At 69.5% G+C, this 26,110-nt stretch carries 27 protein-coding genes; 19 read left to right on the top strand and 8 right to left on the bottom strand.

Translation table 11 applies throughout. The annotated features are described in order from the left end of the window. Window positions 1-10 precede the first annotated feature (10 nt). From pcaH to ACLJO0_RS20455, 7 genes are all read left to right on the top strand, one after another. Entirely contained in the window at window positions 11-745 is a 735-nt protein-coding gene (gene pcaH, locus ACLJO0_RS20425; RefSeq protein WP_410580064.1) for a protocatechuate 3,4-dioxygenase subunit beta, read from the top strand. Beyond that, entirely contained in the window at window positions 745-1,293 is a 549-nt protein-coding gene (pcaG, locus tag ACLJO0_RS20430) for a protocatechuate 3,4-dioxygenase subunit alpha (protein WP_410580065.1), read from the top strand. The genes pcaH and pcaG overlap by 1 nt, the downstream gene beginning before the upstream one ends. After that, window positions 1,286-2,083: a 3-oxoadipate enol-lactonase gene (gene pcaD / locus ACLJO0_RS20435; RefSeq protein WP_410580066.1), complete on the top strand. Its 798-nt coding sequence runs from the start codon at window positions 1,286-1,288 to the stop codon at window positions 2,081-2,083. Before pcaG ends, pcaD begins: the two co-directional genes overlap by 8 nt. Continuing rightward, window positions 2,080-2,484, top strand: coding sequence for a 4-carboxymuconolactone decarboxylase (gene pcaC, locus ACLJO0_RS20440; protein ID WP_410580067.1), 405 nt, complete (start codon window positions 2,080-2,082; stop codon window positions 2,482-2,484). Before pcaD ends, pcaC begins: the two co-directional genes overlap by 4 nt. 173 nt (window positions 2,485-2,657) lie before the next feature. Then, window positions 2,658-3,464 carry an IclR family transcriptional regulator C-terminal domain-containing protein gene (locus tag ACLJO0_RS20445; protein ID WP_410580068.1) on the top strand — a complete coding sequence of 269 codons (807 nt, stop codon included), beginning with the start codon at window positions 2,658-2,660 and terminating at the stop codon, window positions 3,462-3,464. A gap of 143 nt (window positions 3,465-3,607) precedes the next feature. After that, window positions 3,608-4,201 carry an NTP transferase domain-containing protein gene (locus tag ACLJO0_RS20450; RefSeq protein WP_410580322.1) on the top strand — a complete coding sequence of 198 codons (594 nt, stop codon included), beginning with the start codon at window positions 3,608-3,610 and terminating at the stop codon, window positions 4,199-4,201. Between the two features lie 210 nt (window positions 4,202-4,411). Beyond that, window positions 4,412-5,284 (top strand): AAA family ATPase, encoded by an 873-nt coding sequence (locus tag ACLJO0_RS20455; RefSeq protein WP_125792650.1) that lies wholly within the window; start codon window positions 4,412-4,414, stop codon window positions 5,282-5,284. 3 nt (window positions 5,285-5,287) lie between these two features. On the opposite strand, the gene ACLJO0_RS20460 is transcribed toward ACLJO0_RS20455, so the two are convergent. Continuing rightward, window positions 5,288-6,307: an aldo/keto reductase gene (locus tag ACLJO0_RS20460; RefSeq protein WP_410580323.1), complete on the bottom strand. Its 1,020-nt coding sequence runs from the start codon at window positions 6,305-6,307 to the stop codon at window positions 5,288-5,290. A gap of 106 nt (window positions 6,308-6,413) precedes the next feature. Here ACLJO0_RS20460 and ACLJO0_RS20465 point away from each other — a divergent pair, with 106 nt between their 5' ends. The 4 genes from ACLJO0_RS20465 to ACLJO0_RS20480 all read left to right on the top strand — a co-directional run bounded on the left by ACLJO0_RS20465 (window position 6,414) and on the right by ACLJO0_RS20480 (window position 10,539). Then, window positions 6,414-6,980, top strand: a complete 567-nt coding sequence (locus ACLJO0_RS20465; RefSeq protein ID WP_410580069.1) for a TetR/AcrR family transcriptional regulator — start codon at window positions 6,414-6,416, stop codon at window positions 6,978-6,980. A gap of 57 nt (window positions 6,981-7,037) precedes the next feature. After that, on the top strand, window positions 7,038-8,249 hold the full coding sequence (locus ACLJO0_RS20470; protein WP_410580070.1) for an FAD-dependent oxidoreductase: 1,212 nt from the start codon (window positions 7,038-7,040) through the stop codon (window positions 8,247-8,249). 81 nt (window positions 8,250-8,330) lie between these two features. Next, a complete protein-coding gene (locus tag ACLJO0_RS20475) occupies window positions 8,331-9,434 on the top strand; it encodes a vWA domain-containing protein (protein WP_410580071.1) in 1,104 nt (367 codons plus the stop codon). Next, window positions 9,427-10,539: an XdhC family protein gene (locus tag ACLJO0_RS20480; RefSeq protein WP_410580072.1), complete on the top strand. Its 1,113-nt coding sequence runs from the start codon at window positions 9,427-9,429 to the stop codon at window positions 10,537-10,539. Before ACLJO0_RS20475 ends, ACLJO0_RS20480 begins: the two co-directional genes overlap by 8 nt. Here ACLJO0_RS20480 and ACLJO0_RS20485 read toward each other — a convergent pair. Beyond that, window positions 10,517-10,996, bottom strand: a complete 480-nt coding sequence (locus ACLJO0_RS20485; RefSeq protein ID WP_410580073.1) for an Lrp/AsnC family transcriptional regulator — start codon at window positions 10,994-10,996, stop codon at window positions 10,517-10,519. The two genes, ACLJO0_RS20480 and ACLJO0_RS20485, sit on opposite strands and share 23 nt — an antisense overlap. A gap of 70 nt (window positions 10,997-11,066) precedes the next feature. Between ACLJO0_RS20485 and ACLJO0_RS20490 the strand changes: the two genes are divergently transcribed. From ACLJO0_RS20490 to ACLJO0_RS20525, 8 genes are all read left to right on the top strand, one after another. Further along, the gene (locus ACLJO0_RS20490; RefSeq protein WP_410580074.1) at window positions 11,067-11,984 is read left to right on the top strand and encodes a threonine/serine dehydratase; all 918 of its coding nucleotides are present in this window, start codon (window positions 11,067-11,069) and stop codon (window positions 11,982-11,984) included. A 268-nt stretch (window positions 11,985-12,252) separates the two neighbouring features. Next, on the top strand, window positions 12,253-12,783 hold the full coding sequence (locus ACLJO0_RS20495) for a (2Fe-2S)-binding protein (protein ID WP_125786585.1): 531 nt from the start codon (window positions 12,253-12,255) through the stop codon (window positions 12,781-12,783). After that, window positions 12,783-15,221 (top strand): xanthine dehydrogenase family protein molybdopterin-binding subunit, encoded by a 2,439-nt coding sequence (locus tag ACLJO0_RS20500; RefSeq protein ID WP_410580075.1) that lies wholly within the window; start codon window positions 12,783-12,785, stop codon window positions 15,219-15,221. The genes ACLJO0_RS20495 and ACLJO0_RS20500 overlap by 1 nt, the downstream gene beginning before the upstream one ends. After that, complete coding sequence (locus ACLJO0_RS20505; RefSeq protein ID WP_410580076.1) at window positions 15,218-16,072, top strand: FAD binding domain-containing protein; 855 nt, start codon at window positions 15,218-15,220, stop codon at window positions 16,070-16,072. The genes ACLJO0_RS20500 and ACLJO0_RS20505 overlap by 4 nt, the downstream gene beginning before the upstream one ends. A 21-nt stretch (window positions 16,073-16,093) precedes the next feature. After that, the gene (locus tag ACLJO0_RS20510) at window positions 16,094-16,726 is read left to right on the top strand and encodes an SRPBCC family protein (RefSeq protein ID WP_410580077.1); all 633 of its coding nucleotides are present in this window, start codon (window positions 16,094-16,096) and stop codon (window positions 16,724-16,726) included. Between the two features lie 42 nt (window positions 16,727-16,768). Then, entirely contained in the window at window positions 16,769-17,866 is a 1,098-nt protein-coding gene (locus tag ACLJO0_RS20515) for an NAD(P)-binding domain-containing protein (protein WP_410580078.1), read from the top strand. A gap of 203 nt (window positions 17,867-18,069) precedes the next feature. After that, window positions 18,070-18,648, top strand: a complete 579-nt coding sequence (locus tag ACLJO0_RS20520; protein WP_410580079.1) for a TetR/AcrR family transcriptional regulator — start codon at window positions 18,070-18,072, stop codon at window positions 18,646-18,648. Window positions 18,649-18,746: 98 nt separating this feature from the next. Next, window positions 18,747-19,610: an NAD(P)-dependent oxidoreductase gene (locus tag ACLJO0_RS20525; RefSeq protein ID WP_410580080.1), complete on the top strand. Its 864-nt coding sequence runs from the start codon at window positions 18,747-18,749 to the stop codon at window positions 19,608-19,610. Window positions 19,611-19,614: 4 nt separating this feature from the next. Here the strand turns inward: ACLJO0_RS20525 and iolD are convergent, their stop codons facing one another. Genes iolD through ACLJO0_RS20555 form a run of 6 tightly spaced genes read right to left on the bottom strand, consistent with a single transcriptional unit; the run spans window position 19,615 to window position 26,044 of the window. Further along, window positions 19,615-21,456: a 3D-(3,5/4)-trihydroxycyclohexane-1,2-dione acylhydrolase (decyclizing) gene (gene iolD / locus ACLJO0_RS20530; protein ID WP_410580081.1), complete on the bottom strand. Its 1,842-nt coding sequence runs from the start codon at window positions 21,454-21,456 to the stop codon at window positions 19,615-19,617. After that, entirely contained in the window at window positions 21,453-22,343 is an 891-nt protein-coding gene (gene iolB, locus ACLJO0_RS20535) for a 5-deoxy-glucuronate isomerase (protein WP_410580082.1), read from the bottom strand. The genes iolD and iolB overlap by 4 nt, the downstream gene beginning before the upstream one ends. Then, complete coding sequence (gene iolC / locus ACLJO0_RS20540) at window positions 22,340-23,272, bottom strand: 5-dehydro-2-deoxygluconokinase (protein ID WP_410580083.1); 933 nt, start codon at window positions 23,270-23,272, stop codon at window positions 22,340-22,342. The genes iolB and iolC overlap by 4 nt, the downstream gene beginning before the upstream one ends. After that, window positions 23,269-24,054 (bottom strand): ATP-binding cassette domain-containing protein, encoded by a 786-nt coding sequence (locus ACLJO0_RS20545; RefSeq protein ID WP_125786573.1) that lies wholly within the window; start codon window positions 24,052-24,054, stop codon window positions 23,269-23,271. Before ACLJO0_RS20545 ends, iolC begins: the two co-directional genes overlap by 4 nt. Further along, complete coding sequence (locus ACLJO0_RS20550; RefSeq protein WP_410580084.1) at window positions 24,051-25,085, bottom strand: ABC transporter permease; 1,035 nt, start codon at window positions 25,083-25,085, stop codon at window positions 24,051-24,053. The genes ACLJO0_RS20545 and ACLJO0_RS20550 overlap by 4 nt, the downstream gene beginning before the upstream one ends. Further along, window positions 25,082-26,044 (bottom strand): sugar ABC transporter substrate-binding protein, encoded by a 963-nt coding sequence (locus tag ACLJO0_RS20555; RefSeq protein ID WP_410580324.1) that lies wholly within the window; start codon window positions 26,042-26,044, stop codon window positions 25,082-25,084. Before ACLJO0_RS20555 ends, ACLJO0_RS20550 begins: the two co-directional genes overlap by 4 nt. Window positions 26,045-26,110 lie beyond the last annotated feature (66 nt).

Here is a 26,110-nt window from a genome sequence, read left to right on the forward strand (position 1 = left end):
GGGAACAGCTATGTCCGCACCCGCAGAACTGAGGCTCCCGCGCTACCGGCGCGATCCGGAGGGCACGCATCCGCCGCTCGACTACGCCGGTTACCGGTCGACGGCGTTGCGGCACCCCAAGCAACCGCTGATCGTGCTCCCGCATCTGCTGACCGAGGTCACCGGGCCGGCGCTGGGGCCTGGGCGGATCGGCGAGTTCGACAACGACCTCACCAAGGGCCACGCGGGGGAGCCGCAGGGTCAGCGCATCATCGTCACCGGGCGGCTGCTCGACGGTGACGGACGGCCGATCCGGGATTCGCTCGTGGAGATCTGGCAGGCGAACGCGGGCGGCCGGTACCGGCACACCGGCGACCGCTGGCCGTCGCCGCTCGACCCGAACTTCGACGGCGCGGGCCGGACGCTCACCGACTCCGAAGGGCGCTACACCTTCACCACCATCAAACCGGGCGCGTACCCGTGGAAGAACCACGACAACGCCTGGCGGCCGGCGCACATCCACTTCTCCGTGTTCGGCACCGCGTTCACCCAGCGGCTGGTCACCCAGATGTACTTCCCGGAAGACCCGCTGTTCTCGCAGGATCCGATCTTCAACTCCATCCCGGACGAGAAGGCGCGGCAGCGGATGATCGCCCGGTTCGACCTCGACCGCACGGAAGCCGAGTGGGCACTGGCCTTCCAGTTCGACATCGTCGTGCGCGGCCGCGAGGCTTCGGTCTTCGAAGACGAGGAGGACGAGCACTGATGCCGGAGACGACGCCTTCCCAGACCGTCGGCCCGTACCTGTCCATCGGCCTGCCCTGGCCGGACGGGCCGGACGTCGTCCCCGCAGACGAACCGGCCGCGATCCGCGTCCACGGCCGTGTCCTCGACGGTGCGGGCGAACCGGTCCCGGACGCGATGATCGAGACGTGGCAGGCCGACGCCGACGGCCGGTTCGACCACCCCGACGACCCGCGCGGAGCGGTCGCGAGCGGGTTCCGGGGCTTCGGCCGCTGTCCCACCGATCCTGATGGCAACTACGAGATCCGGACGATCATGCCCGGTCCGCTGCCCGGTCCGGCGGGCAGCACGCAGGCGCCGCACATCGACGTCTCGGTGCTCGCACGAGGACTCCTGCACCGGGTGGTCACCCGGATCTACTTCGAGGACAACGACAACTCCGGGGATCCGGTGCTGGCCTCCGTCCCGGAAGCCCGCCAGAGCACCTTGGTCGCCACCAGGGCCGGCGACGGCTACCGGTTCGACATCCGGTTGCAGGGCGAGGGGGAGACGGTGTTCTTCGATGTCTGAGCCGGTGAAAGTGCACAGTTCGGTGAAAGTGCACAGCGTCGCGGAAGGGCCCGCGGACGGCCCTGTCGTGGTGTTCAGCGGATCACTCGGCAGCGACCACCGCATGTGGGACCCGCAGGTGAAACCCTTGGTGGAGCAGGGTTTCCGGGTGATCCGGTTCGACACCCGCGGGCACGGAGCCTCCCCGGTCCCGCCGGGGCCGTACACACTCGCGGATCTCGGCGGTGATCTGCTCGCACTGCTCAACGAGCACGATGTCGAGCGCGCCCACGTCGTCGGCCTCTCACTCGGCGGGATGACCGGGATATGGCTGGGCGTGAACGCGCCGGACCGGATCCGGAGCCTCGTACTGTGTTGCACGTCCGCGAAGCTCGGGCCGCCGAGCATGTGGGCGGACAGGGCGAAGACGGTCCGGGAGAACGGCACCGCCGCGATCGCCGAGGCCGGGGTCGGCCGCTGGCTGACCGCCGGTCACGCCGCCGCCCACCCGGAGCAGGCTGAATACCTGCGCGAGATGATCGCGGGCGTTCCCGCCGAGGGGTACGCGGCGTCCTGTGAGGCCATCGAACGGATGGACCTCGTCGACGAACTGCCCAAGATCGCGGCGCGGACCCTGGTCATCGCCGGGGCCGAGGATCCGGCCACCCCGGTCGAGCACGCCGAGGTGATCGCGGACGGCATCCCGGACGCGCGGCTGGAGGTCGTCGAAGGCGCCGCGCATCTGGGGAGTTTCGAACAGCCGGAGCGGTTCACCGCGTTGATCCTCGAACACCTGGAGGCCGCCCGATGACCGACGACAGCTACGAGAACGGCATGAAGGTGCGCCGCGAAGTCCTCGGAGACGCGCACGTCGATCGGGCGGTCGCCCGCACCACCGAGTTCAGCCGCCCGTTCCAGGACTACATCACCAAGGGTGCCTGGGGATCGGTCTGGTCGCGTGACGGGCTCGACCGCAAGACCCGCAGCTGCGTCACCCTGGCCGCGCTCACCGCGCTGCACGCCCACGACGAGCTCGCGATGCACGTCCGCGCCGCTGTCCACAATGGACTCACCGCGCAGGAGATCTCCGAGGTCCTGCTCCACACCGCCGTCTACACGGGCGCCCCGGCCGCCAACACCGCGTTCGCCGTCGCCCAGCGGGTACTGGCCGAACTCGGTGAGCCTGCCGCCCAGGAAGAAGGTGGCGGCTAAGGCGTGTCCGGCAAGTCTGTTCGCGGTCTCCGTGCCCAGGCGGCCCCTGACGGCACGGGGCGGATGCGCCCGAGTACGACCCGGTACGAGGGCGATCCGCCCGCGCCGCCAGGAACCACCTGGATCACGAAGCCCATCGAACAGACTTACCAGACACGCCTTAGGGTTCTCATATGGACGAAGGCGAGGTCACCGAGCGCGGAGCGCATCATGTCCAGTCGCTCGAGCGCGGGCTGGCGGTGATCAAGGCGTTCAACGCGGACGCGGCGGAACTCACGCTGAGCGACGTCGCCCGGTCCACCGGGCTGACCAGGGCGGCCGCCCGCCGGTTCCTGCTCACCCTCGTCGACCTCGGGTACGTGCGCACCGACGGCAAGTACTTCTCGCTGACCGCGCGGGTCCTCGAACTCGGCTACTCGTATCTGTCGAGCCTGTCGCTGCCGGAGGTCGCCCAGCCGCATCTGGAACGGCTCTCCTCCGAGGTACACGAGTCGAGTTCGGTCTCCGTGCTCGAAGGCATGGACATCGTCTACGTCGCACGCGTAGCCGTTTCGCGGATCATGACCGTGAGCATCAACGTCGGCACCCGCTTCCCGGCTCACGCGACCTCGATGGGACACGTACTGCTGGCCGGCCTCGAGGACGCCGACCTGCGGAACTACCTCGCCGGGGCGAGGCTCGACAAGCTCACCGCGCGCACCAAAAGCCGGCCGGAGGAACTGCTCGCCGAACTGATCAGGGTCCACGAGCAGGGCTACGCGATGGTCGACCAGGAACTCGAAGAGGGCCTCCGCTCGATCGCCGCGCCGATCCGTGACCGGAACGGCAAGGCCGTGGCCGCGGTCAACCTCTCCACTCACGCCAGCCGCACTACACGCGAGTCTGTCGAACAGGAACTGCTGCCGCCCCTGCTCGCGGCGGCGCGCGCCATCGAGACCGATCTGGCGTCGGCGCCGCCGACCAAAGCCCGGCATGGTTGAGCCTATTCGGCGGAGCTGAGGATGAACTCGGGAAACGGACCCACCGCGTGAACCCGCCCGGCCGAAGGCCCCGCTATCGCGGTGGCGGGGCGCCCTTGTCGGCGAAGGTGAGGGGTCAGACCAGGCCTCGCCCTGCCGACGCGATCGCGGACGCGGGTTCACCATCAGACACTGAGCCCGCAGGGCTGCTGCTCGCGGCCGGCGCCGGGCGCCGCTTCGGCGGGCCGAAGGCGCTGGCCGTCCTCGACGGCGAGCCGTTCGTCGTCCGGGCGCTGCGGGTGCTCACCGACGCGGGCTGCGCGCCGGTCCGGGTGGTGCTGGGTGCCTCGGCCGCGGAAGTCCGCGCGCTCCTGCCCGCTCCCGAAGCCGCCGTTGTGGCCGAGGACTGGGAGTCCGGAATGGGCGCGTCACTGCGGGCGGGCCTGAGCGCGCTCACCGAAACCGACGCCGAAGCCGCTGTCGTGCATCTCGTGGATCTGCCCGGGGTCGGCGCCGAAGTGGTCCGCCGGGTCGCCGCCGGGGCCGGCGAGGACACCGTCGCGCGTGCCGCCTACGAAGGCGTTCCCGGTCATCCTGTCGTGCTCGGCCGCCGCTGGTGGCCGGAGATTATCGCGAGTGCTTCCGGGGACAAGGGCGCCCGAGAGTGGCTGAAGGGACGCCAGGACCTGCGGCTCGTCGAATGCGGCGACCTCGGCACCGGCCACGACGTGGACCGCCGCGAGGATCTTCCAGGCTGAACCGGGTAGCGGCGCGGCGAGTTCACGTTCTCGGCCAGGCGCCGATTTCGACGGTGTCGCGAAAGCCACTTTCGCGACACCTGGCGTCCTGAAAGTGGCTTTCGCGACACCGTCGAGACGGCGTTAGCGGGTGACTTCGGCCAGCGTCGGGGCCGCACCGCGAGGATCTTCCAGGCTGATCTCCGGCCCGCCGAGGCTTACGATCGGCAAGTGACCGTCGAATCGCCCGAGAAACTGGCCGAAGCCCTCGAATCGGTCGGCTATCTCGCCGACGACGGCGTCGCCACGGCCGGATTCCTCGCCGTGGCACTCGGCCGCCCGCTGTTCTGCGAGGGCGAACCGGGTACCGGCAAGACCTCGCTCGCCTTGGGGCTGGCCGAAGCGCTCGGCATACCGCTCATCCGGCTCCAGTGTCACGAGGGGATCGACGCGGCGCAGGCGCTGTACGAATGGGACTTTCCCCGCCAGCTGCTGCATTTGCGGGCACTGGAAGCCTCCGGTGACGGCGGCCTCGACGTCGAGGCCGCCGAACAGTCGCTCTACACCGAACGTTTCCTGCTCGCCCGGCCGCTGCTGAAGGCACTGCAGACCGCGCCGTGTGTGCTGCTGGTCGACGAGATCGACCGGGCGGACGACGAGTTCGAAGCCTTCCTGCTGCAACTCCTCGACGAGAACGCGGTGACGATCCCCGAGTTCGGCGAGGTGCGTGCCGAACATCCGCCGCTCGTGGTGCTCACCTCCAACCGGACGCGGGAGGTGCACGACGCGCTGAAGCGCCGCTGCCTCTATCACTGGCTCGAACATCCGGACCTCGGCCGTGAGATCGAGATCCTGCGTCGCAAGATCCCGGGCCTCGGCGAAGCGCTCGCCGCGCAGGTCGCGACGGCGGTACAGCGGCTCCGGGCGATGGAGTTGCTGAAGCCGCCCGGCGTGGCGGAATCCCTCGACTGGGCTCAGGCGCTCCTCGCCCTCGGAATGTCCGAATTGGACGCCGCGGCCGCCGCGCGGACGCTCGGCTCGGTGCTCAAGTACAGCGAAGACCTCGCCCGTGTCCGGGCCAAGCTGGACAACCTGCTCGCCTGAGCGTCAGCGGCGCCGCAGCGAAGCGTCGAGCAGGGAAGGCGGGGTGTCGTGCTTTTCCTCCGGGGCGAGATCGGTGCCTGGGGCGACGATCTCGTCGATCGCGTCGAGGACGTCGGCGGAAAGCACCGTGTCCGCGGCGGCGAGCTGAGACTCCAGGTGCTCCAGTGTGCGGGGCCCGATGATCGCGCTCGTCACGCCCGGATGCGCGACGACGAAGCCGAGCGCGAGCTGGATGAGGCTCAAACCGGCCTGGTCGGCGACCTTGGCCAGCCGCTCGACGGCTTCCAGCCGGGCCCGGTTGCCGGGCCGGGTCAGATCGAAACGCTGCGGCAGCACCGCGGAACGGTTCGTGCTGATCTCGCGGCCTTCCCGGACGGCGCCGGACAGCCAGCCGGACGCCAGCGGGCTCCACGCCAGCACACCCATCCCGTATTCCTCGGTCACGGGCAGCACATGGGTTTCGATCCCGCGCTGCAGTATCGAATAGCTCGGCTGCTCGGTGACGTACCGGCTCAGCCGGTGTTCGCGGGCGGCCCACTGGGCCTGCACGATGCGGTACGCCGGGAACGTCGACGAACCGAAGTAGCGGATCTTCCCCGCGCGCTGCAGATCGGTCAGCGCCGAGAGCGTTTCCTCGTCGCCGGTCTTCGGATCCCAGCGGTGGATCTGGTAGAGATCGACGTGGTCGACATCGAGGCGGCGCAGGCTGTTGTCCAGTTCGGTGACCAGCCAGCGGCGTGAAGCGCCCTGATGGTTGCGCTCGTCGCCCATCGGCATGCTCGCCTTCGTGGCCAGCACGACGTCTTCGCGGCGGCCCGCGATGGCCTTCCCGACCATCTTCTCCGACTCGCCGTCGCTGTACATGTCGGCGGTGTCGATGAGGTTGATCCCGGCCGCCAGCGCGGCGTCGACGAGGGCGGTGGCCTCGTCCTGGGTGGTGCGCCCGATCGCACCGAAGTTCATCGCGCCCAGCGCGAGGGTGCTGACCTGCACACCGGTCCTGCCCAAGGTGCGGTACTGCATGACGATGGCCTCCATGGCAAGATGAGCAAGCGGAACCTTGCTCCGCTAACCATACGGAGCAGTGTTCCGTATGGCAACCCCGGCTCGGCGGTGGAGGAGTGGCGTGATGGCTCAAGAAGGCACCAAGGCCAAACGCGCGGATGCCCGGCGCAACGAGAAGACGTTGCTCGACGCGGCCGCCGCCGTCTTCGTCACCTCGGGTGTCGAGGCGCCGGTCCGCGACATCGCGGCCAAGGCGGGCGTCGGGATGGGCACGATCTACCGGCACTTCCCGACCAGGGCCGACCTCATCATCGCCGTCTACCGGCACCAGGTCGACGCGTGCGCCGAAGCCGGGCCGGAACTGCTGGCGTCGAGCGATTCCCCGTACGAGGCGTTGCGGCGCTGGATCGACCTCTTCGTCGATTTCCTGGTCACCAAACACGGCCTGGCGGCGGTCCTGCAGTCCGACAACACCGGATTCGAGACGCTGCACGCCTACTTCCTCGACACTCTCTTGCCGGTGTGCGCCCGCTTGCTCGACGCCGCCGCGGAAGCGGGCGAGATCCGCTCCGATCTGCAGGCGCTCGAAGTCATGCGCGGCGTCGGGAACCTCTGCATCGGCGCCGAAAGCGATCCGCGCTACAACGCGCGCAAAATGGTCGGTGTCCTCATCGCGGGCCTTGGGACCTAGGTCCCCTTCGCAGCCGAATACGTGGTAATGGTCCACGAGGCAGGCTAAAACTCGATTATGGAACGTACGCAGTGTTGTGTGGTGGGGGGCGGTCCGGCGGGGATGGTGCTCGGACTCCTGTTGGCGCGAGCCGGGGTCGAGGTCACCGTTCTCGAAAAGCACAAGGATTTCTTCCGCGATTTCCGCGGCGACACGGTGCATCCGCCGACGCTGATGCTGCTCGACGAACTCGGCCTCGGCGAGCGGTTCGCGGAACTGCCGTCGAAACGGCTCGAGAAGATGAGGATGGTGTTCGGCGACACGACGATCGTCGCCGCCGATTTCAGCCGCGTTCCCGGGCCGCACAAGTACATCGCCATGGTCCCGCAATGGGATTTCCTGAACCTGCTCGCCGAAGCGGCCGCCGTCGAACCGACGTTCACCCTCCGGATGGGGGCGGAGGTGACCGGCCTGCGCGAGGGCGGCGGGGTGCGTTACCGCGATTCCGAGGGCGTGGAACGGGACTTGGCCGCGACGCTCGTGGTCGGCTGCGACGGCCGGGATTCCCTGGTGCGCGCGGAAGCGGGGCTCGTGCCGCAGGAATACGACGTGCCGATGGACGTGTGGTGGGTCCGCGTGCCCAAATTCGAGGAGACGGGTGAGGCGGCCGAGGTGTTCGGTTGTTTCGCGAACGGCCTCGCCGGGATGACGATGGACCGCGGCGATTACTACCAGACGTCATACCTGATCAGGAAGGGACAGGACGAGGCGCTGCGTGCCGAGGGCATCGAGAAGTTCCGCGAACGGATCGGTGGCCTGTTCGGCTGGGGAGAGCGCGAGCTCGCCGAGATCCGCGATTGGGACGACGTCAAACTGCTGAAGGTCCGGATGTCGAAGCTTCCGCACTGGTACTCCGAGCGGGTGCTCTGCATCGGCGACGCCGCGCACGCGATGTCGCCCGCCGGCGGGATGGGCGTCAACGTCGCGATACAGGACGCCGTGGCGGCCGCGAGGATCCTCGCCACCCCGCTGTTGCGCGGCACGCTGACCGCGCGGGACCTTGGCCGGGTGCAGCGCCGCCGGAACTTCGCCGTCACCCTCATCCAGATGCAGCAACTGGGGGAGCACAAGATGCTCATCGAGCCCGCCCTCGACGGGACGCTGAACGAGCGGACCATCCCCCTGCCCCTCCGGATTTCGGACCGTTTCCCGCAGCTCACCGCACTCGCGGCCTTCATGGGCGGCATCGGCCCCCTGCGCGAGAAAACCCCGGTCTTCGCCTGCCGCTGACCTCGCAATTCGGCACCTGGTTGCGGTACTTGCACGCGCAAGTACCGCAACCAGGTGCCGAATTGCGCGCACAATGGAGGAGTGAGCGACCCACTGGCGGGCTTCGTCGGCTTCGCGGAGGCATTGCGCGAAGCTGGTTTGCCGTGCGACGCACACCGAGTGCAGGCGTACCTCGGGGCCGTCGACGCGATCGACCTCGCCGATCCCGAGCAGCTCTACTGGGCCGGACGGCTGACTTTGTGCGCCGACCCCGACGACCTCCCGCGCTACGACGCCGCGTTCGACGGCTGGTTCACCGAAAAGGAAGCCGGACCACGACGGCGAGGCCGGGAAGCGGCCCCGAAGCGGGCCAGGATCGCCACGCTCGTGCAGGCGCCGGGACAGGGCGAGTCCGGCGCCGACCCCGACGAACTCCGCGTGGCCGCGAGTGACGAAGAGATCCTGCGCCATCGCGACCTCGCCGAACTGAGCGTCGCCGAACGCGCTCACCTGCGGGAACTGCTCGCGAAACTGCGCCCGGCTCTCCCGCTGCGGTCGTCGCCCCGCCGTCGCGCCGCCCGGCGGGGCACTCTCGATCCGTCGCGCACGCTCCGGGCGATGCTGGCAGGCGGCGGCGAGCCCGTGCGCCTGGCGTTCCGGCGGAAGGGCGTCAAACCACGCCGCGTCGTCTTCCTGATCGACGTCTCCGGCTCGATGGGGCCGTACGCCGACTCCCTGTTGCGGTTCGCGCACGTCGTGACGCGGCGCTCTCCGAGCCGGGTCGAGGTGTTCACCCTGGGCACCCGGCTCACCAGGGTCTCCCGCCAGCTCCGGTTGCGCGATCCCGAGCACGCCATGCTCGCCGCGGCCGCCGCGGTCCCCGATTTCGCGGGCGGGACCAGGCTCGGCGAGACCCTGCGGGCGTTCCTCGACCGCTGGGGACAACGCGGCGTGGCCAGGCGATCCGTGGTCACCGTGTTCTCGGACGGCTGGGAACGGGGCGACCCCGGCCTGCTCGGCGAGCAGCTCGCCAGGCTGCGGCGGCTCGCGCACGTCGTATTCTGGGTGAATCCGCACGCGGGGCGGGCGGGTTACGCTCCCGTGCAGTCCGGCATCGTGGCCGCGCTCCCGTACCTCGATCGGCTGCTCGCCGGGCACAGCTTGGCCACATTGGAACGACTGCTGGTGGAGATCGCCGATGCGTGACGTACTGGACGAACTGCACCGCCGCTGGGCGGCAGGCGAGACGGTGGGAGTCGGCACCGTGGTGGCGACGTTCTCGTCGGCGCCGCGGAGCCCGGGGGCGGCGATGCTCGTGGCCCCGGACGGCACGGTCACCGGCAGTGTCTCCGGCGGCTGCGTCGAAGGCGCCGTCTACGAACTCGCGCAGCAGGTGGTCGCCGACCGCGCGCCCGTGCTGCAGCGCTACGGCGTCAGCGACGACGACGCGTTCGCCGTCGGGCTGACCTGCGGCGGGATCATCGACATCTACGTCCAGCACATCGACCGCGACTCGATGCCGGAGCTCGGCGATGTCGTCGAATCGGTCCACAGTGGACAGCCGGTCGCCGTGGTCACGGTGACCGAGCACGAACGGGAGGGCCTGGTCGGCGAGCATCTGATCGTCTGGCCGGACCGGGTCGCCGGTTCGCTCGGTTCGTCGCGGATGGACGACGCCGTCGTCGACGACGCGCGCGGCATGCTCGCCGGCGGCCGCACCGGAACCCTGCGCTACGGGCCGGACGGGCAGCGCCGCGGCGAAGGGATGACGGTCTTCGTCAACTCCTTCGAACCGCCCGCGCGCCTGCTGGTCTTCGGCGCGATCGACTTCGCCGCCGCGATGGCGAAGATGGGCGCGTACCTCGGCTACCAGGTCACGGTCTGCGACGCGCGGCCCGTGTTCGCGACGAAGAGCCGGTTCCCCGACGCGCACGAGGTCGTCGTCGACTGGCCGCATCGCTATCTCAAGGCCGAAGCCGACGCGGGCCGGATCGACGGCCGGACCGCGATCGCCGTGCTCACCCACGACCCGAAGTTCGACGTGCCGTTGCTGGAGGTCGCGTTGCGCCTCGACGTCGGCTACGTCGGCGCGATGGGTTCGCGCAAGACCCACGACGACCGGTTCGCGCGGCTGCGCGAGGCCGGGGTCACCGAGGCGGAACTCGAACGGCTGTCCTCGCCGATCGGCCTCGACCTCGGCGCGCGGACCCCCGAGGAGACCGCGGTGTCGATCGCGGCGGAGATCATCGCGCTGCGGTGGAGCGGTTCGGGCTCGCGGCTCGCCGAACTCAGCGGCCGGATCCACGGCTGACGCCGGGCACCGGCACCGACTGGCTCGACTTGACCACCTCGAAGGCGGGCAGCGTCTCGAACCGTTTGACGTGCTGGTCGAACAGCTTCCTGGACAGGTACCGGCTCGCCTTGAGGTCCGGGCTGAGCAGGACGACGACGTAGTCCCACTGCCCGACGATGCTGTAGCAGTGCTGGACGCGACGTTCGGCCAGCATCCGCTTGCGGAAGGCCGTGTGGTGCTTTTCGTCGTCGTCGGTCAGCGCGACCAGGACGACCGACGTCATCCCCGCGCCGAGCTCGTCCGGATCGAGCACGGCGACCTCGGCGCGGATCACGCCCGTGGCGCGCAGCCGGGTCAGCCGTCGCTGGACCGCGCTGGGGGAGAGGCCGACGGCATCACCCAGGTCGTGCAGGGGACGGGCCGCGTCGGCCTGGACGAGGTCGAGCAGCAGGTGGTCGATCTCGTCGAGAGGCACGCAAGATTTTTGCACGCGGGCGGGAAAATTTACAATCGCCATGATCGGCTCCCGGCCTAGCTTGAGCGTCATGGACCTGAAGCTGGACAACGTCGCCGAGGCGGCGAAGGTGATCGATCCCGTTTTCCTGAATTCCCCGCAGTACAGCGACGAACAGCTGAACGATCGGCTCGGCAGAAACGTGCTGGTGAAGATCGAGACGCTGAATCCGTTGCGCAGCTTCAAAGGCCGGGGCGCGGACTACTTCGCGGCCGGGCTGGAGCCGGGCACCACGATGGTGTGCGGCACCAGCGGCAACTTCGGGCAGGCCGTCGCGTACGCCGCCCGCAAACACGGTCTGCGGGCCGAGGTGTTCGTCCCCGCCGACATCTCCCCGGTCAAACTGCGGCGGATGAAGACCTTGGGCGCGCGGGTGCGCCGGGTCGACGGCGAGGCGAAGGTCGCCGCGGCCATCTTCGCCGCCGAAGCCCCGGACCGCGTCTTCGTGGTCGACGGCCGTGAGCCGGCGATCTCCGAAGGGGCGGGCACGATCGGCTTGGAACTGGCGGAAGCGGGCGGGATCGACACGGTCGTGCTGCCGGTCGGCGACGGCGCGCTGATCGCCGGCGTCGCGCTCTGGCTCAAGGCGCACACGCCGGACATTCGAGTTGTCGGCGTCGGGACCACGTCGGCGCGAGCCATGGCGACGAGCTGGCGGGCCGGTGAGCCGGTCACCGTCGACCGGGTGAACTCGTTCGCCGGTGGCATCTCGATCCGTACCCCGGAACCCGAATCCATCCGGCGCCTGCGCTCGCTCGTGGACGACTTCGTGCTGGTCGAGGACGACGATCTGCGCGCGGCCATGCGGCTGGGCGCGGAAATCCTCGGCGTCCTGCCGGAACCCGCGGGGGCCGCCGGCCTGGCCGCGCTGACCGTGCACGACATCCCCGGCGACCGGGTCGCCACCGTGGTCACCGGGGCGAACGCCGTCTGGCCTCCGGAATGGTGAGGAAGGCTCTCGCCGCTGCGAAAGCCTGTACCGAATGGACAGTGGCCGTATCTCCGCTTCTGCGCCGACATTCCTCCCTTTTGAACGCATCTGCGCCACCGCCGAGGAGTCACCCCCTGGTGGGGGTTGCCCTGACCGGCCCTGAGTAGCACGCTCGACTGTGAGTCCGATCACGGTCGCCCCGGGGTCGGTCCGTGACAACCGAATGACCGGCCGCTCCCGAACGACCCCGGACCAGCGCGGGGTTTCTCTTGCTTTTGGAGGCCTGATGCGCATTACCGTCACCGTCGACGGAACCACCTACACAGACGACGTCGAGCCCCGGACCCTGCTCGTGCACCATCTGCGCGAACGGGTCGGGAAGGTAGGCACCGTGGTCGGTTGCGACACCAGCAACTGCGGGGCCTGCACCGTCCACCTCGACGGGCACAGCGTGAAATCCTGTTCGGTACTCGCGGTACAGGCCGACGGCTGCGAGGTCACCACGATCGAGGGACTCGCCCGCGACGGCGAACTGCATCCGGTGCAGAAGGCCTTCCACGAGAATCACGCGCTCCAGTGCGGTTTCTGCACGCCCGGCATGATCATGCAGTCGATCGACCTGCTCGCCGACAATCCCGATCCGGACGAGAAGGCCGTCCGGGAAGGTCTCGAAGGCAACTTGTGCCGGTGCACGGGCTATCAGAACATCGTCCGCGCGGTCCGCGACGCCGCCCACCAGATGCGGCCCGGTGCCGGTCCCGAGGCCGAGCGGCTCGCCTCGGACACCGCTTCCCGTGTCGGCGCGGGTGGTGAGTGATGACCTCCACGATCGAACCGGAGGTCGGCAAGTCCCGTCGCCGCAAGGAGGACGAGCGCCTCATCACCGGCAGGACCCGCTGGACCGACAACCTGACCCTGCCCGGCATGCTGCATCTCGCGGTGCTCCGCAGCCCGTTCGCGCACGCCAAGATCGTCTCGATCGACGTCACCGAGGCGAAGGCAGCGCCGGGTGTGGTCGCGGTGTTCACCGGGAAGGACCTCGACCCGGAGAGCGCCATCGGCATGCCGTGCGCGTGGCCGATCACCCCGGACATGAAGTCGCCGAGGCGGCCCATCCTCGCTTCGGACACGGTGAACTTCGCCGGTGAGGGTGTCGCGGTGGTCGTCGCCCGGACGTCGGCCGAAGCGCACGACGCGCTCGAGTCGATCGACGTCGAGTACGACGAACTGCCGGTCGTGCTCGGGCTCGAGAACGCGCTCGCCGAGGGTGCGCCGCTGGTGCACGAGGACCTCGGCACCAACCAGAACGCGGTCTGGGTCTTCGACTCCGCAGACGCGGGCACCGGCTCCAGCGTCGAGGACGCGATCTCGAATTCCGAGGTCGTGCTCAAACGGCGCTTCCGCCAGCAGCGGCTGGTGCCGGCGTTCATGGAACCGCGGGCGTGCGTCGTCGACCCGACGGGCAGCCAGCTGGTCATGTGGTCGGCCACCCAGGTCCCGCACATCCTCAAGACGATGACCGCGGCCACGCTCGGCCTGCCCGAGCACAAGGTGCGGGTGATCGCGCCCGACGTCGGCGGCGGGTTCGGCGGCAAGATCGCCGTGCTGCCCGAGGAGATGATGTCGACACTCATCGCCAAGCGGCTCGGCAAACCGGTCAAGTGGACCGAGTCCCGGTCGGAGACGATGGTCGCCGCGCACCACGGCCGCGACCAGATCCAGGATCTCACCATCACCGCGAACCGCGACGGCACGGTGACCGGCCTCAAGGTCGAACTGCTCGCCGACATGGGCGCGTACCTCGGCCTCGTCGGCCCCGGCGTGCCGATCCTCGGCGCGTTCATGTTCAACGCCATCTACAAGTTCCCGGCGTACCACTTCTCCTGCACCAACGTGTTCACCAACACCACGCTCACCGACGCGTATCGCGGCGCCGGTCGGCCGGAGGCCACGTTCGGCATCGAGCGGATGATGGACGAACTCGCCGTCGAGCTGGGCATGGACCCGCTGGAGATCCGCGAGAAGAACTGGATCAAGCACGAGGAATTCCCGTTCACCACGGTGGCCGGGCTGACCTACGACTCGGGCAACTACGAGGCCGCGACCGCCAAGGCCAAGCAGCTCTTCGACTACGACGGCCTTCGCCGCGAACAGAAGGAGCGGCGGGAATCGGGCGACCCGGTCCAGCTCGGCATCGGCATCTCGACGTTCACCGAGATGTGCGGTCTCGCGCCGTCACGGGTGCTCGGTTCGCTGGACTACGCGGCAGGCGGCTGGGAGCACGCGGAGATCCGGGTGCTGCCGACCGGCAAGATCGAGGTCATCACCGGCGCCTCCGCGCACGGCCAGGGCCACGAGACGGCGTGGAGCCAGATCGTCGCCGACAAACTCGGCATCCCGTTCGAGGACATCGAGGTCATCCACGGCGACACCCAGTCCTCGCACAAGGGGATGGACACCTACGGCTCGCGGTCGCTGGTGGTCGGCGGCATCGCCGTGGTCAACGCGGCGGACAAGGTGCTCGCCAAGGCCAAGCCGATCGCGGCACATCTGATGGAGTGCGCCGAGGACGACCTCGAATTCTCGGCGGGCAAGTTCTCGGTCAAGGGCACGGATTCCTCGACGTCCATCCAGGACATCGCGTGGGCCGTGTTCTCGGCGCACAACCTGCCGGACGGCGTCGAACCCTCGCTGGATTCGTCGGACACGTTCGATCCGGAGAACTTCTCCTTCCCGCACGGCACGCATCTGTGCGCGGCCGAGGTCGACACCGAAACCGGGCGTGTGCGGTTGCGCTCCTATGTCTGCGTCGACGACGTCGGCGTGGCCGTCAATCCGCTGATCGTCGAAGGCCAGGTGCACGGCGGGCTCGCGCAGGGCATCGCGCAGGCGTTGTTCGAGGAGGCCGTCCACGACGAAGGCGGCACGCTGACCACCGGGACGTTCGCCGACTACCTGCTCCCGTCGGCGGCGGACCTGCCCAGCTTCACCACCGACCGCACCGAGACGCCGTCGACGACGAACCCGCTGGGCGCCAAGGGAGTCGGCGAGGCGGGCACGATCGCCTCGACCCCGGCGGTGGTCAACGCCGTGGTCGACGCCGTCCGGCACTTCGGGGTGAACGACATCGAAATGCCGTTGACCCCGATGCGGGTCTGGCACGCCATCCAGCACCGGTCGGCCGCCGAGGGCGGGCTGGGCTCCGAAGCCGGTGGCGGTCTCGGTTCGATCGACGCCACCGGAGGTGCCCAGTGATCCCGGCCCCGTTCGACTACGTCGCTCCGTCCACAGTGGACGAAGCGATCAGTGCGCTCGCCGAAGCGGGTGAGGACGCCAAAGTGCTGGCGGGCGGGCAAAGCCTGCTTCCGGTGCTGCGGATGCGGCTCGCCACACCGACCACGTTGGTGGACCTCGGGAAGGTCGCCGAACTGCGCGGTGTCCGCGACGACGGTGACGCGCTGGTCATCGGCTCGATGACCACGCATTACGACGTCCAGCGGGACGCGCTGGTCGCCGAGCACGCCGCGTTGCTCAAGGCCGCCACCGACACGGTCGCCGATCCGCAGATCCGCCATCGAGGCACGTTCGGTGGCGCCATCGCGCACGCCGATCCCGCCGGTGACCTGCTCGCCCCCGTACTCGCGCTCGGCTGCGAACTCGTCGTCGCCGGGCCGGGCGGACGGCGGACGGTCGACGCGGCGGACTTCTTCCAGGACATGTTCACCACCGCCCTCGCCGCGGACGAGCTTCTGATCGAGGTCCGCGTGCCCAAGCACACCGGCTGGCGCGCCCACTACGAGAAGTTCAACCGGGTCGCCCAGGCGTGGTCGATGGTCGCGGTCGCGGCCTGCGTCCGCACCGAAGCGGGCACCATCGAGGAGGCGCGGGTCGCGCTGACCAACATGGGCTCGACACCGGTGCGGGCGGCCGGGGTCGAGGAGGCACTGGTCGGCTGCGCGGCCACCGCCGAGGCGATCCGCGGCGCGGCCGAACGCGCGGCCGAGGGTACGAACCCCACGGCCGACGGCAATTCCGATGTCGAATACCGGCAGCACCTCGCCAGGGTGCTGACCGGACGGGCGGTTCTCGCCGCGGCAGGCGCCTGACAAGAGAAGGGAGGTCGGCCCGTGCGGCTCGACCACGAATTCACCGTTCCCGCCCCGGTCGACGAGGTCTGGAAGGCCGTCATCGACCCGGAACGGGTGGCGCCGTGCATGCCCGGCGCCACCCTCACCGAAGTCGACGGGGACGCCTTCAAAGGCACGGTGAAGGTCAAGCTCGGGCCGATCTCCCTGCTCTACAAGGGAACCGGTCAGTTCGTCGAGAAGGACGCCGACGCGAAGAAGGTGGTCATCAAGGCCGCCGGAAAGGACGCCCGCGGGGCGGGCACGGCGTCGGCGACGGTGACGCTCACCCTGACCGAGAAGGACGGCGTCACCCATGGCGCGGTCGCCACCGAGCTGGCCGTCACCGGTAAACCCGCGCAGTTCGGGCGCGGGATGATCTCCGAGGTCGGCGGCAAGATCCTCGACTCGTTCGCGGAATGCCTGTCCGGCAAACTCGGCACACCCGAGCCCGAGAAACCCCGGGAGCGCCCGCCGTTGCAAGCGGTCAAGCCGGTGACGGAGGGCGAAGCCATCGACCTGATGGAGTACGTGGGCGAATCCGTGGTCAAACGCGCGGCACCGGTGCTGGTGGTCCTCGCCGGGGTGCTCCTGATCGTCGCGATCGTGCGGGCTGTGACGCATCGGACACAGTGACACAGAAGGAAATAGCCGGGGCCCGCCACCGTTGAACCCGGTATGAAGGCGGATCACGAAGTCGACGTGGTGGTGGTCGGGGCCGGTCAGGCCGGTCTGTCGGCGGCGTATCACCTGCGCCGCGCGGGATTCGCCAACGCCAGCGCAAATGCGCCCTCGGCGGGAAAGAGTGCCTCGGGCGGTGGTTTCGTCGTGCTCGACCACGGCAAACGACCCGGCGGCGCCTGGCAGTACCGCTGGCCTTCGCTGGTGATGGAGAAGGTCCACGGCGTCCACGACCTTCCGGGTATGTCCTTCGGCACCCCGGATCCGAAACAGCCCGCGGCCGAGGCCGTCGCCGAATACTTCGGCCGTTTCGAGCGCACCTACGACCTTCCGGTCCATCGGCCCGTCGACGTCCTGTCGGTGAGCGCCGAGGACGATCGGCTGGTGGTCGCGAGCGCGGCCGAAAGCTGGGCCGCGCGTGCGGTGATCAACGCGACCGGCACCTGGGACCGCCCGTTCTGGCCGTACTACCCGGGGCAGGAGACCTTCCGCGGCCGCCAGCTGCACACCGCGGACTACACCGGCGTCGGCGACTTCCGCGGCAAACGCGTCGTCGTGGTCGGCGGTGGCGCGTCGGCCGTCCAGCTGCTGCTGGAGATGGCGCCCTTCACTCGCTCGACGCGCTGGGTGACGCGGCATCCGCCGGTCTGGCGCGACGAGCCGTTCAGCGAGGACTGGGGCCGGGAGGCCGTCGCCAAGGTCGACCGGCGGGTCCGGGAGGGCCTGCCGCCGAAAAGCGTCGTGAGCGTGACCGATCTGGCGGTGACGCCCGAGGTACGCGCGGGGATCGACGCGGGCATCCTCGACCGGCGTCCGATGTTCCAGCGGATCACGCCGGACGGGGTGGAGTGGGCGGACGGCACCTTCGAACCCGCCGACATCATCCTGTGGGCCACTGGATTCCGTGCCGCGATCGACCATCTCGCGCCGTTGCGCCTGCGCGCGCCGGGCGGCGGGATCCGGATGGACGGCACCAGGGTCGTCGCCGAGCCGCGGCTGCATCTGGTCGGCTACGGCCCGTCCGCCAGCACCGTCGGCGCGAACCGGGCGGGGCGAGCGGCCGTCACCGAGATCCGTCGCTTGCTCGGCCGCTGACGTCGTCGAGGATCCGAGCCGGCCCGGCGGGCCGCCGGATTCTGGCTCGGCAAACCGGTCCTTTCGAACAACGTCGCCCTGTACTGGCATGCCCTGTGCCAGAACGGCATCGCCGACCGTGTGCGCGGCTTCGGCTCCCTGCTGTCGGAGCACTGACCGACCGGTATTTGACTGGTCGTTACAGAACGTGGGATGCTGGCGCCATGCCCCGTCCCAAGGGATTCGATACCACCGAGGTGCTCGACGCCGCGGTCGGTACGTTCTGGCGCAAGGGGTACGCGGCCACGTCGGCGCAGGACCTCGTCGACGGCACCGGCCTGGGGCGGGGAAGCCTGTACAACACGTTTTCCGGCAAGCAGCAGCTGTTCAGCGAGGCGCTGCGCCGCTACGAGGAGACGTCCGCCACCCGGGTCGAGGAGATGCTGGCCGCGCCGGGGACCATCCGCGCGCGGATCAGACGCGTCCTGATGGACGTTGTCGACGACGAGCTGGACTCCTCGGCCGGACATCGCGGCTGTCTCGCCGCCAACGCCGCCCTCGAACTCGGCGGGATCGACGACGAGGTCACCGCCCGCGTCCGTCACAACTTCGAGCGGGTGGAGAACGCGTTCCACGCCGAGTTCGCCGCCGCGCGGCAGGAGGGCGAGATCGGCATGGGCCGGGATCCGCGGGCGCTGGCGCAGTTCACCCTCGCCGCGATGTACGGCCTGCGAGTGCTGGGAAAGACCGCGGACCGGCAGGCGCTCACCCAAGTAGTCGAAACCACCATCCAGGCGTTGTGATGTTCCAGGTTTCGTGACAGAACCCCGCGCTCGCGCGGTTTTCCGCCGTTCTCGTTATTTAACGACCATTCCACTACCTCGAGGAGTGAAAACCAGTCATGACGGAGACCGTCGCGGTGCTCGGCACCGGAATCATCGGCGCCCCGGTCGCCCGGAACCTGAGCAAGGCCGGGTTCGCGGTCCGGGCCTGGAACCGCACCGCGGCCAAGGCCGAAGCACTCTCCGGGGACGGAGTCCAGGTCGCCGCGAGTGCCGCGGACGCCGCCGAGGGCGCGTCGGTCGTGATCACGGTCCTCACCGACGGCCCGGCGGTGCTGGAGGCGATCCGCGCGGCCGGCCCCGCCGCCGGCACGATCTGGGTGCAGCTCGGCACCGTCGGCGACGCGGTCGACGAACTGGCCGCGTACGCCGACGAGCAGGGTCTCGTCTTCGTCGACGCTCCGGTGCAGGGCACCCGCCAGCCCGCCGAACAAGGCCAGCTGATCGTGCTCGCGGCGGGCACGGCCGAGGCGCGCGAGACCGTCCAGCCGCTGTTCGACGCGATCGGCAAGCGCACGCTGTGGGTCGGCGAAGACGGCCGCTCGGGCGCGGCGAGCAGGCTCAAACTGGTGCTGAACACCTGGGTGATCGCGCTGACCCACGGCGTCGGCGAGGCGCTGGCGCTGGCCGAAGGACTCGGTGTCGACCCGCGGCACTTCGTCGACGTCGTCACCGGCGGCCCGATGGACAATGGCTACTTCCAGGCGAAATCGTCCGCGATCCTCAAGAACGACTACACCACCGCGTTCTCGGTCGACAACGCCGAGAAGGACGCTCGGCTGGTGCTGGAAGCCGCGGCTCGCGCCGGTGTGCGGATGGACGCCGTCGAAGCCGGACGAGCCCGCTTCGCCCGCGCGTCCGAAGCCGGACACGGAGACGAGGACATGGCCGCCGGCTACTTCGCCTCCTTCGACCGCAAGTAGTCACCTACTTGCGGTTCACGTAGCGCACCTGCGTCGCTTTTCCAGCTTCGAATCCCTCCCTTCCGGCGAGGTGCTCCGGGACGCCGACCTCCCACCAGGCACCGGCCTCGGTCCAGGAGTTCGGCTGGGTCCGCACCACGACCACCGCCGGACGGTTCTCGGCCACCGCGGCTTCCCGCGCCTTCGCGTAGGCAGCGCGCACATCATCCAAAGAGGACGCGGTGAACACCGCGCAGCCCAGTGACTCCGCATGCCGCGCGAAGTCGACCCGCGGGGGAGTGCCGTGCGCGCTCCGGCAGTCGGCGAGGAAGTTGTTGAACGGTTTGCCGCCCTGCCCCTCCTGTAGCCGGGCGATGACCGCGAAGCCGTCGTTGTCGCAGACCACCACCACGAAAGGATGTCCGGCGAAGGCCGCCGAGAACAGTTCCGAGTTCAGCATCAGGTACGAACCGTCGCCGAGCATCGTGGTGACGAGGCCACCGGTGTGCGCCATCGCCGCGCCCCACGCGCCCGCGAGCTCGTACCCCATGCACGAGAAGCCGTACTCGACGTCCATGCTGATCGATCCCGATCCGCGCCAGCCGCCGATCAGTTCTCCCGGCATCCCGCCGGACGCGGTCATCACGTAGTCGTGCGGCTCGGAGAGGTCGTTGACCGCGCCGACGACCTGGGCGTAGGTCGGCACTTCGCCGACGGCACCGCGCAGCGTGTCGATACGCGCGTCCCATCGGCCGCGTTCCGCCGCCGCCCGCTCTGTCCACAAAGGATCGACCTGCCAGCTTTCCAGCTGGGCGGCCAGATCCGTGAGACCCGCGTCGGCGTCGCTCACGACGGCCAGCGCACCGTGCTTGACCCCGTCGAACCGGGCGGCGTTCAGGGTGATCAGCCGGACGTCGGGGGAGAACACCGTCCAGGACGCCGTGGTGAAGTCCTGCAAGCGGGTGCCGACGGCGAGTACGACATCGGCCTCGGTGGCCAGGACGTTCGCCGACGTCGAACCGGTGACGCCCAGCGGACCGGCGTGCAGCGGATGGCCGTGCGGCACCAGGGTGCGCCCGGCCGTGGTTTCGGTGATGGGGATGCCGTGCCGCTCGGCGAAGGCCAGCGCACGTTCACCGGCGCCGGAGTAGCGGACACCGCCGCCCAGCACCAGCAACGGTTTCCGGGACGCCCGCAGCGCGCCGGCCGCTTCGGTGAGCACCCGGCGATCGGGCCGCGGACGCGGCGGGCGGTGGGTCACCGGCGCGAAGAGCGCGTCCGGGAAGTCGTACGTCTCCGCCTGGACGTCCTGAGGGAGCGCCAGTGTCACCGGCCCCGCGTCCGCCGGATCGGTCAGCACCCTGGCGACCTGGGGTAGCGTCGAGAGCAGTTGCTCCGGCCGGACGATCCGGTCGAAATACCGGCTCACCGGGCGGAACGCGTCGTTGACCGTGGCCGTCGGGTCGCCGAAATGCTCCACCTGCTGCAGCACTGGATCCGGCGCGCGGCTGGTGAAGGTGTCACCGGGGAGCAGCAGGATCGGCAGCCGGTTCGCGTGCGCGACCCCGGCCGCGGTGACCATGTTCAGCGCGCCGGGCCCGATCGACGACGTCACCACGCCGACCTGGCGCCGATGCGTCGCCTTGGCGTAGCCGACCGCCGCGAGCGCCATGCCCTGCTCGGTCTGCCCGCGCCACAGAGGGAGCTCATCGCGGTGCTCCTCCAGCGCGGTGCCGAGACCGAGGACGTTCCCGTGCCCGAAGATCGCGAAAACACCCGGGAACAAGGGGACTTCCCGGCCGTCCAGGGTTTCCGACCGCTGCGCGAGCAGCCAGCGCACCAGGGCCTGTGCCGTGGTCAGCTTCATGACACCCGTCCTTCGTGGCTCGTGACCGGGCAGCGTGGGTCGAGTTCCTGGTCGTTCCACGTCTCGCGGATCCAACCGTGCGCGGGGTCGTCGCAGAACGCCATCGACCGCTCATCGGCCGGCCCGGCCAGGACGTTCAGGTAATACATCGGGTAGCCCGGCGCGGCGACGCAAGGACCGTGGTAGCCGCGCGGGATCAAGAAGACGTCGCCGTCCCGGACCGCGACGTCCTCGTCCAGTTCACCGTCGGCTGTGTACGTCCGATGGAGACCGAACCCTTCGCGCGAAGGTGTCACTCCGTCGCGGCCCGCGATGCGGAAGTAGTAGATCTCCTCGTTGACGACCTCGCATTCGGACGCCTCGTCGTGTTTGTGCGGAGGGTACGAGGACCAGTTGCCGCCGGGGGTGATCAGCTCGCACGCGTTCAGCTTGTCCGCGTGGTCCCAGACGCCGGGCACTCCGAAATTGGTGACCTGTCTCGTCGCCTGCCCCGCGCCGCGCACCTCCACCGGCACGTTCTCGGCGGGTCCGTAGCGCGGTTCGAGACGACGGGTGCAGCGCGTCATCGGCAGCGCGACCTCGATCCCTTCCTGTGTCGACAACTCGACTTCGGCATCGCGTGGTACGTACGCGAAATCCGTGACGCGGGTGAACACCGAATCCCGCCCCGCGAGTTCGAAGACCAGTCCGTCGACCCGGACGGTGCACCCGCCGGACAGCGGCAGGACGAACGCTTCGTACTCGCCGGTGCGCACCAGCCTCGTCTCACCGGCGGCCAGTGAGAGCACCCGCAGGCCGCTGTACGTCCAGCCCGCCGAATCCGGGCTGAGCCGGACGGGATCCCGCTCGTCCGAAAGCGTCCCGAGTGGACGGTGCAGCTTGCTCACAGCAACTCCTCGATCTCGTCGGCGGTGGGCATGGCGTCGGCGCAGGCGAGCCGGGAGGCGACGAGCGCGCCCGCCGCGTTGGCGTACGTGGCGATGCGCACCGGATCCCAGCCGGAAAGCAGACCGTGGATCAGCGCGCCGCCGAACCCGTCACCCGCGCCGAGCCCGCACACGACCTCGACCCGCTGGGGTGGCACGGTCCAGCGGCCCTCGGCGGTGGCCACCAGCACGCCCTCCGCGCCTTTCTTGATCACCGCCAGTTTGACGCCCCTGGCCAGCATGCGGGACGCGGCCTCGTCGGGATCCGCCGTGCCGACGGCGACCTCCGCCTCGGTGCGGTTGCCGACGGCGACCGTGACGTGGTCGAGCATCCAGCCGATCTCTTCGCGCGCTGTCCCGGTGTCGGGCCAGAACATCGGACGGAAGTCGAGGTCCAGCACGGTGTGCGACCGGCGTCCGCGCCGCTCGAGCATCTTGCGCTGGGTGCCGCGCGCCGGTTCGACGGAGACGCCGGTTCCGGTGACCCACAGCAGCGGCACCGTTTCCACGACGTCCCAGGGCACGTCGGTCTCGGTGAGGGTCAGATCCGGCGCGATGGGGGACCGGTAGAACAGCAGCGGCGGATCCGCGGGCGGGTCCAGCGCGCAGAACACCACCGGCGTCTGCAACCCCGCCGACGTCCCCACGTGATCCGGGGACACGCCGAACTCCCGCAACGCCTGCCGCACGTAGTCACCGAAGCCGTCCGGGCCGACCTTCGTCAGCACCGACGTCGAGCGGCCGAGCCGCGCGGCGGCGACCGCGACGTTGGTCGCGGTGCCGCCGAGCGATTTGGCGAAGGTGCTGACCCCGGCCAGCGGCACGCCGCTCTGCTCGGGATAGAGGTCCACCCCGACCCGGCCGACGGTCAATGCTTCGAGAGCGGTCATGAAGGGGACTCCACAGCTCGCAATTCGTGTTCGAGGGCTTCCAGTTCCGCGCCGCCCGCCATCTGCCGGGTCAGTTCGGCCAGGTCGATCTCGGATTTCTCGTAGGCGCCGAGGGACACGCCCCGTTTGAGGAGCAGGAAGCGATCGGCCACCGGGAAAGCGTGGTGCGGGTTGTGCGTGATCAGCACGACGCCGAGCCCGCGGTCACGGGCCTGCGCGACGTACTTGAGCACGACACCGGCCTGCTTGACACCCAACGCGGCCGTCGGCTCGTCGAGGATCAGCACTTTCGCCCCGAAGTACACGGCCCGCGCGATGGCCACGCACTGCCGCTCGCCGCCGGACAGCGTGCCGACCGGCTGTTCGACGTCGCGCAGGTCGATGCCCATGTCGGACAACGCCTTCTTGGTCGTCTCCCGGCCCTTCTTCCGGTCGAGCGCGCGGAACGGACCGAAGCCGACCGTCGGTTCGGAGCCGAGGAAGAAGTTCCGCCACACGCTCATCAGCGGGACGACCGCCAGATCCTGGTACACCGTGGCGATGCCGCGATCGAGCGCCTCACGCGGCGAAGCGAACTTGACCGGCTCGCCCTCGACCAGGAACTCGCCCCTGTCGTGCTGGTGGACCCCGGCCAGGATCTTGATCAGGGTGGACTTGCCGGCGCCGTTGTCGCCGAGCACACAGGTCACCTCGCCCGCGTTGACCACCGTGGACACGTCGCGCAACGCGATCACGCTGCCGTAGGTCTTGCCGACTTCCTTGACCTCGAGAAGATGGCTCATCGCCGCACCCTTTCCGCGCGCCGCCGGAAGGCGTTGTTGACCAGGACCGCGGACAGCAGCATGACCCCGAGGAACAGCATGAACCAGTCGCTGTCCCAGCGGGCGAACACGATGCCCTGCCTCGCCATCCCGAAGATCAGCGCGCCGATCGCGGCGCCGATCGCCGAACCGAATCCGCCGGTCAGCAGGCAGCCGCCGATCACGGCCGCGATGATGTACTGGAACTCCAGCCCGATGCCCTGGTTCGCCTGGACGCTCGCGAACCGCAGGATGTTGATCGAGCCGACCAGCCACGCGGCGAGCGCGGTGGTCATGAACAGCATGATCTTGGTGCGCACCACCGGGACCCCGACCGCGCGCGAGCTCTGCGCGGAACCGCCGACGGCGAAGATCCAGTTGCCGAACCGGGTCCGGACCAGCAGCCAGGCCGCCAGCACGGCGAACCCGATCCACCACACGATGGAGATCTGAAACGCCGTCCCGCCGATGTCCACTGTGGACGCGAAGACGAAACCGGCGGACTCGTAGCCGTCGGTCGACCGCATCCCCGACACCTGGACGGTGCCGGTGACCAGCCGTGTCACGCCGAGGTTGAGCCCTTGCAGTGCCAGGAACGTGCCCAGGGTGACGATGAAACTGGGCAGGCCCGTGCGCATCACCAACCAGCCGTTGAACGCTCCGACAGCGAGAGCGAAGACCAGCGACGCGAACAGCGCGAGCCAGACGTTCCAGCCCGCCTCCGTCGCCAGTGTCGCGGTGACGAGCGCGGTGGACGCGGTCATCACGCCGGCCGAGAGGTCGAACTCGCCGCCGATCATCAGCAGGGAAACGGCGACCGCCATGATGCCGAGCGTCGAGGCGTCGTCCAGCCAGGTCGCCACGCCGCTGCCGCTGAAGAACTGGTCGGTGACGAGCGTGAAGAACAGGAAGACGACGACGGCGCCGAGCAGCGCGCCGATCTCGGGGCGGACGACCAGCCGGTCGAGCAGCCGGGGCTTCGCGATCCGTTCGTCGAGCATGGTGGTTGTCATCGCGTGCCCCTTTGCACGTACTGGCCGACCGTGTCCACAGTGGATTTGTCGACCAGGTCGGGTCCGGTGAGCACCGGCTTCCCGCCGCCGACGACGTTCGCGTTGTCGCGGTAGAGCTTGAGGAACTGCACCGGGAGATAGCCCTGCTCGTACTGCTGCTGATCGACCGCGAACACCACGTCGCCCGCCTTGATCGCGCCGACCACGTCGGTGTTCAGGTCGAAGGTGCCGACCTGGGCCGTCGAGCCCACCGCCTTGATCGCGCTCACCGCCCGGGCCGCGACCTGCGAGTTCAACGTCAGAACGGCGTCGAGCGAAGAGTCGGTCTGCACCGCGCCCCTGATCCGGGATTCGGCGTCGGTGGGGTTGCTGATGTCGACCTGCAGGGTCTGCACATCGCCCGCGAAACCGGACTTGGCGCCGTCGCACCGCTGCGCCTGCCCCACGTTGCCCGCCTCGTGGACCACGCAGAGCAGTTTCTTCTTGCCGAGCTCCCGGAACTTCTTCCCGGCTTCCTCGCCGGCGATGGTCTCGTTCTGCCCGACATGGGTGAGCGCGCCGTAGCCCGCGCTCTTGTCCTCGCCGGAGTTGATGGTGATGACCGGGATCCCCGCGCGGACCGCGTTCTCGATCGAGGTCTTGAGCGCCTCCGGATTCGCCATCGACACCACCAGCCCGCCGACCCGCTGGGCGACCGCGTTGTCGATCAGCTTGGCCTGGTTGCCGGGGTCCCCGTCGGAGTTGTACTCGACCTGGACGTCGAGCTGCCTGCCCGCCTCCTCGGCGCCGTTCTTGACCACGTTCCAGAACGCGTCACCCGCCGTGCCATGCGAGATGACCGCGACCCGCAGGGGCCCGGTGGGCTGTGCCGTCGTGGCCGGGCCCGCGCCCTCGGCGGGTTTCTCCTCGGCCTTCGGCCCGGTGCACGCGGACAGGAGCACCAGCCCCGCCACGACCACCAGGGCCTTCCTCAGGCTCTTCCCGGGAACCCGCGACCGGAATCGCGTCGGCGGAGCGGGTTCCGG

The sequence above is a fragment of the Amycolatopsis sp. lyj-108 genome, assembly GCF_046549005.1.
Classification (GTDB): Bacteria; Actinomycetota; Actinomycetes; order Mycobacteriales; family Pseudonocardiaceae; genus Amycolatopsis.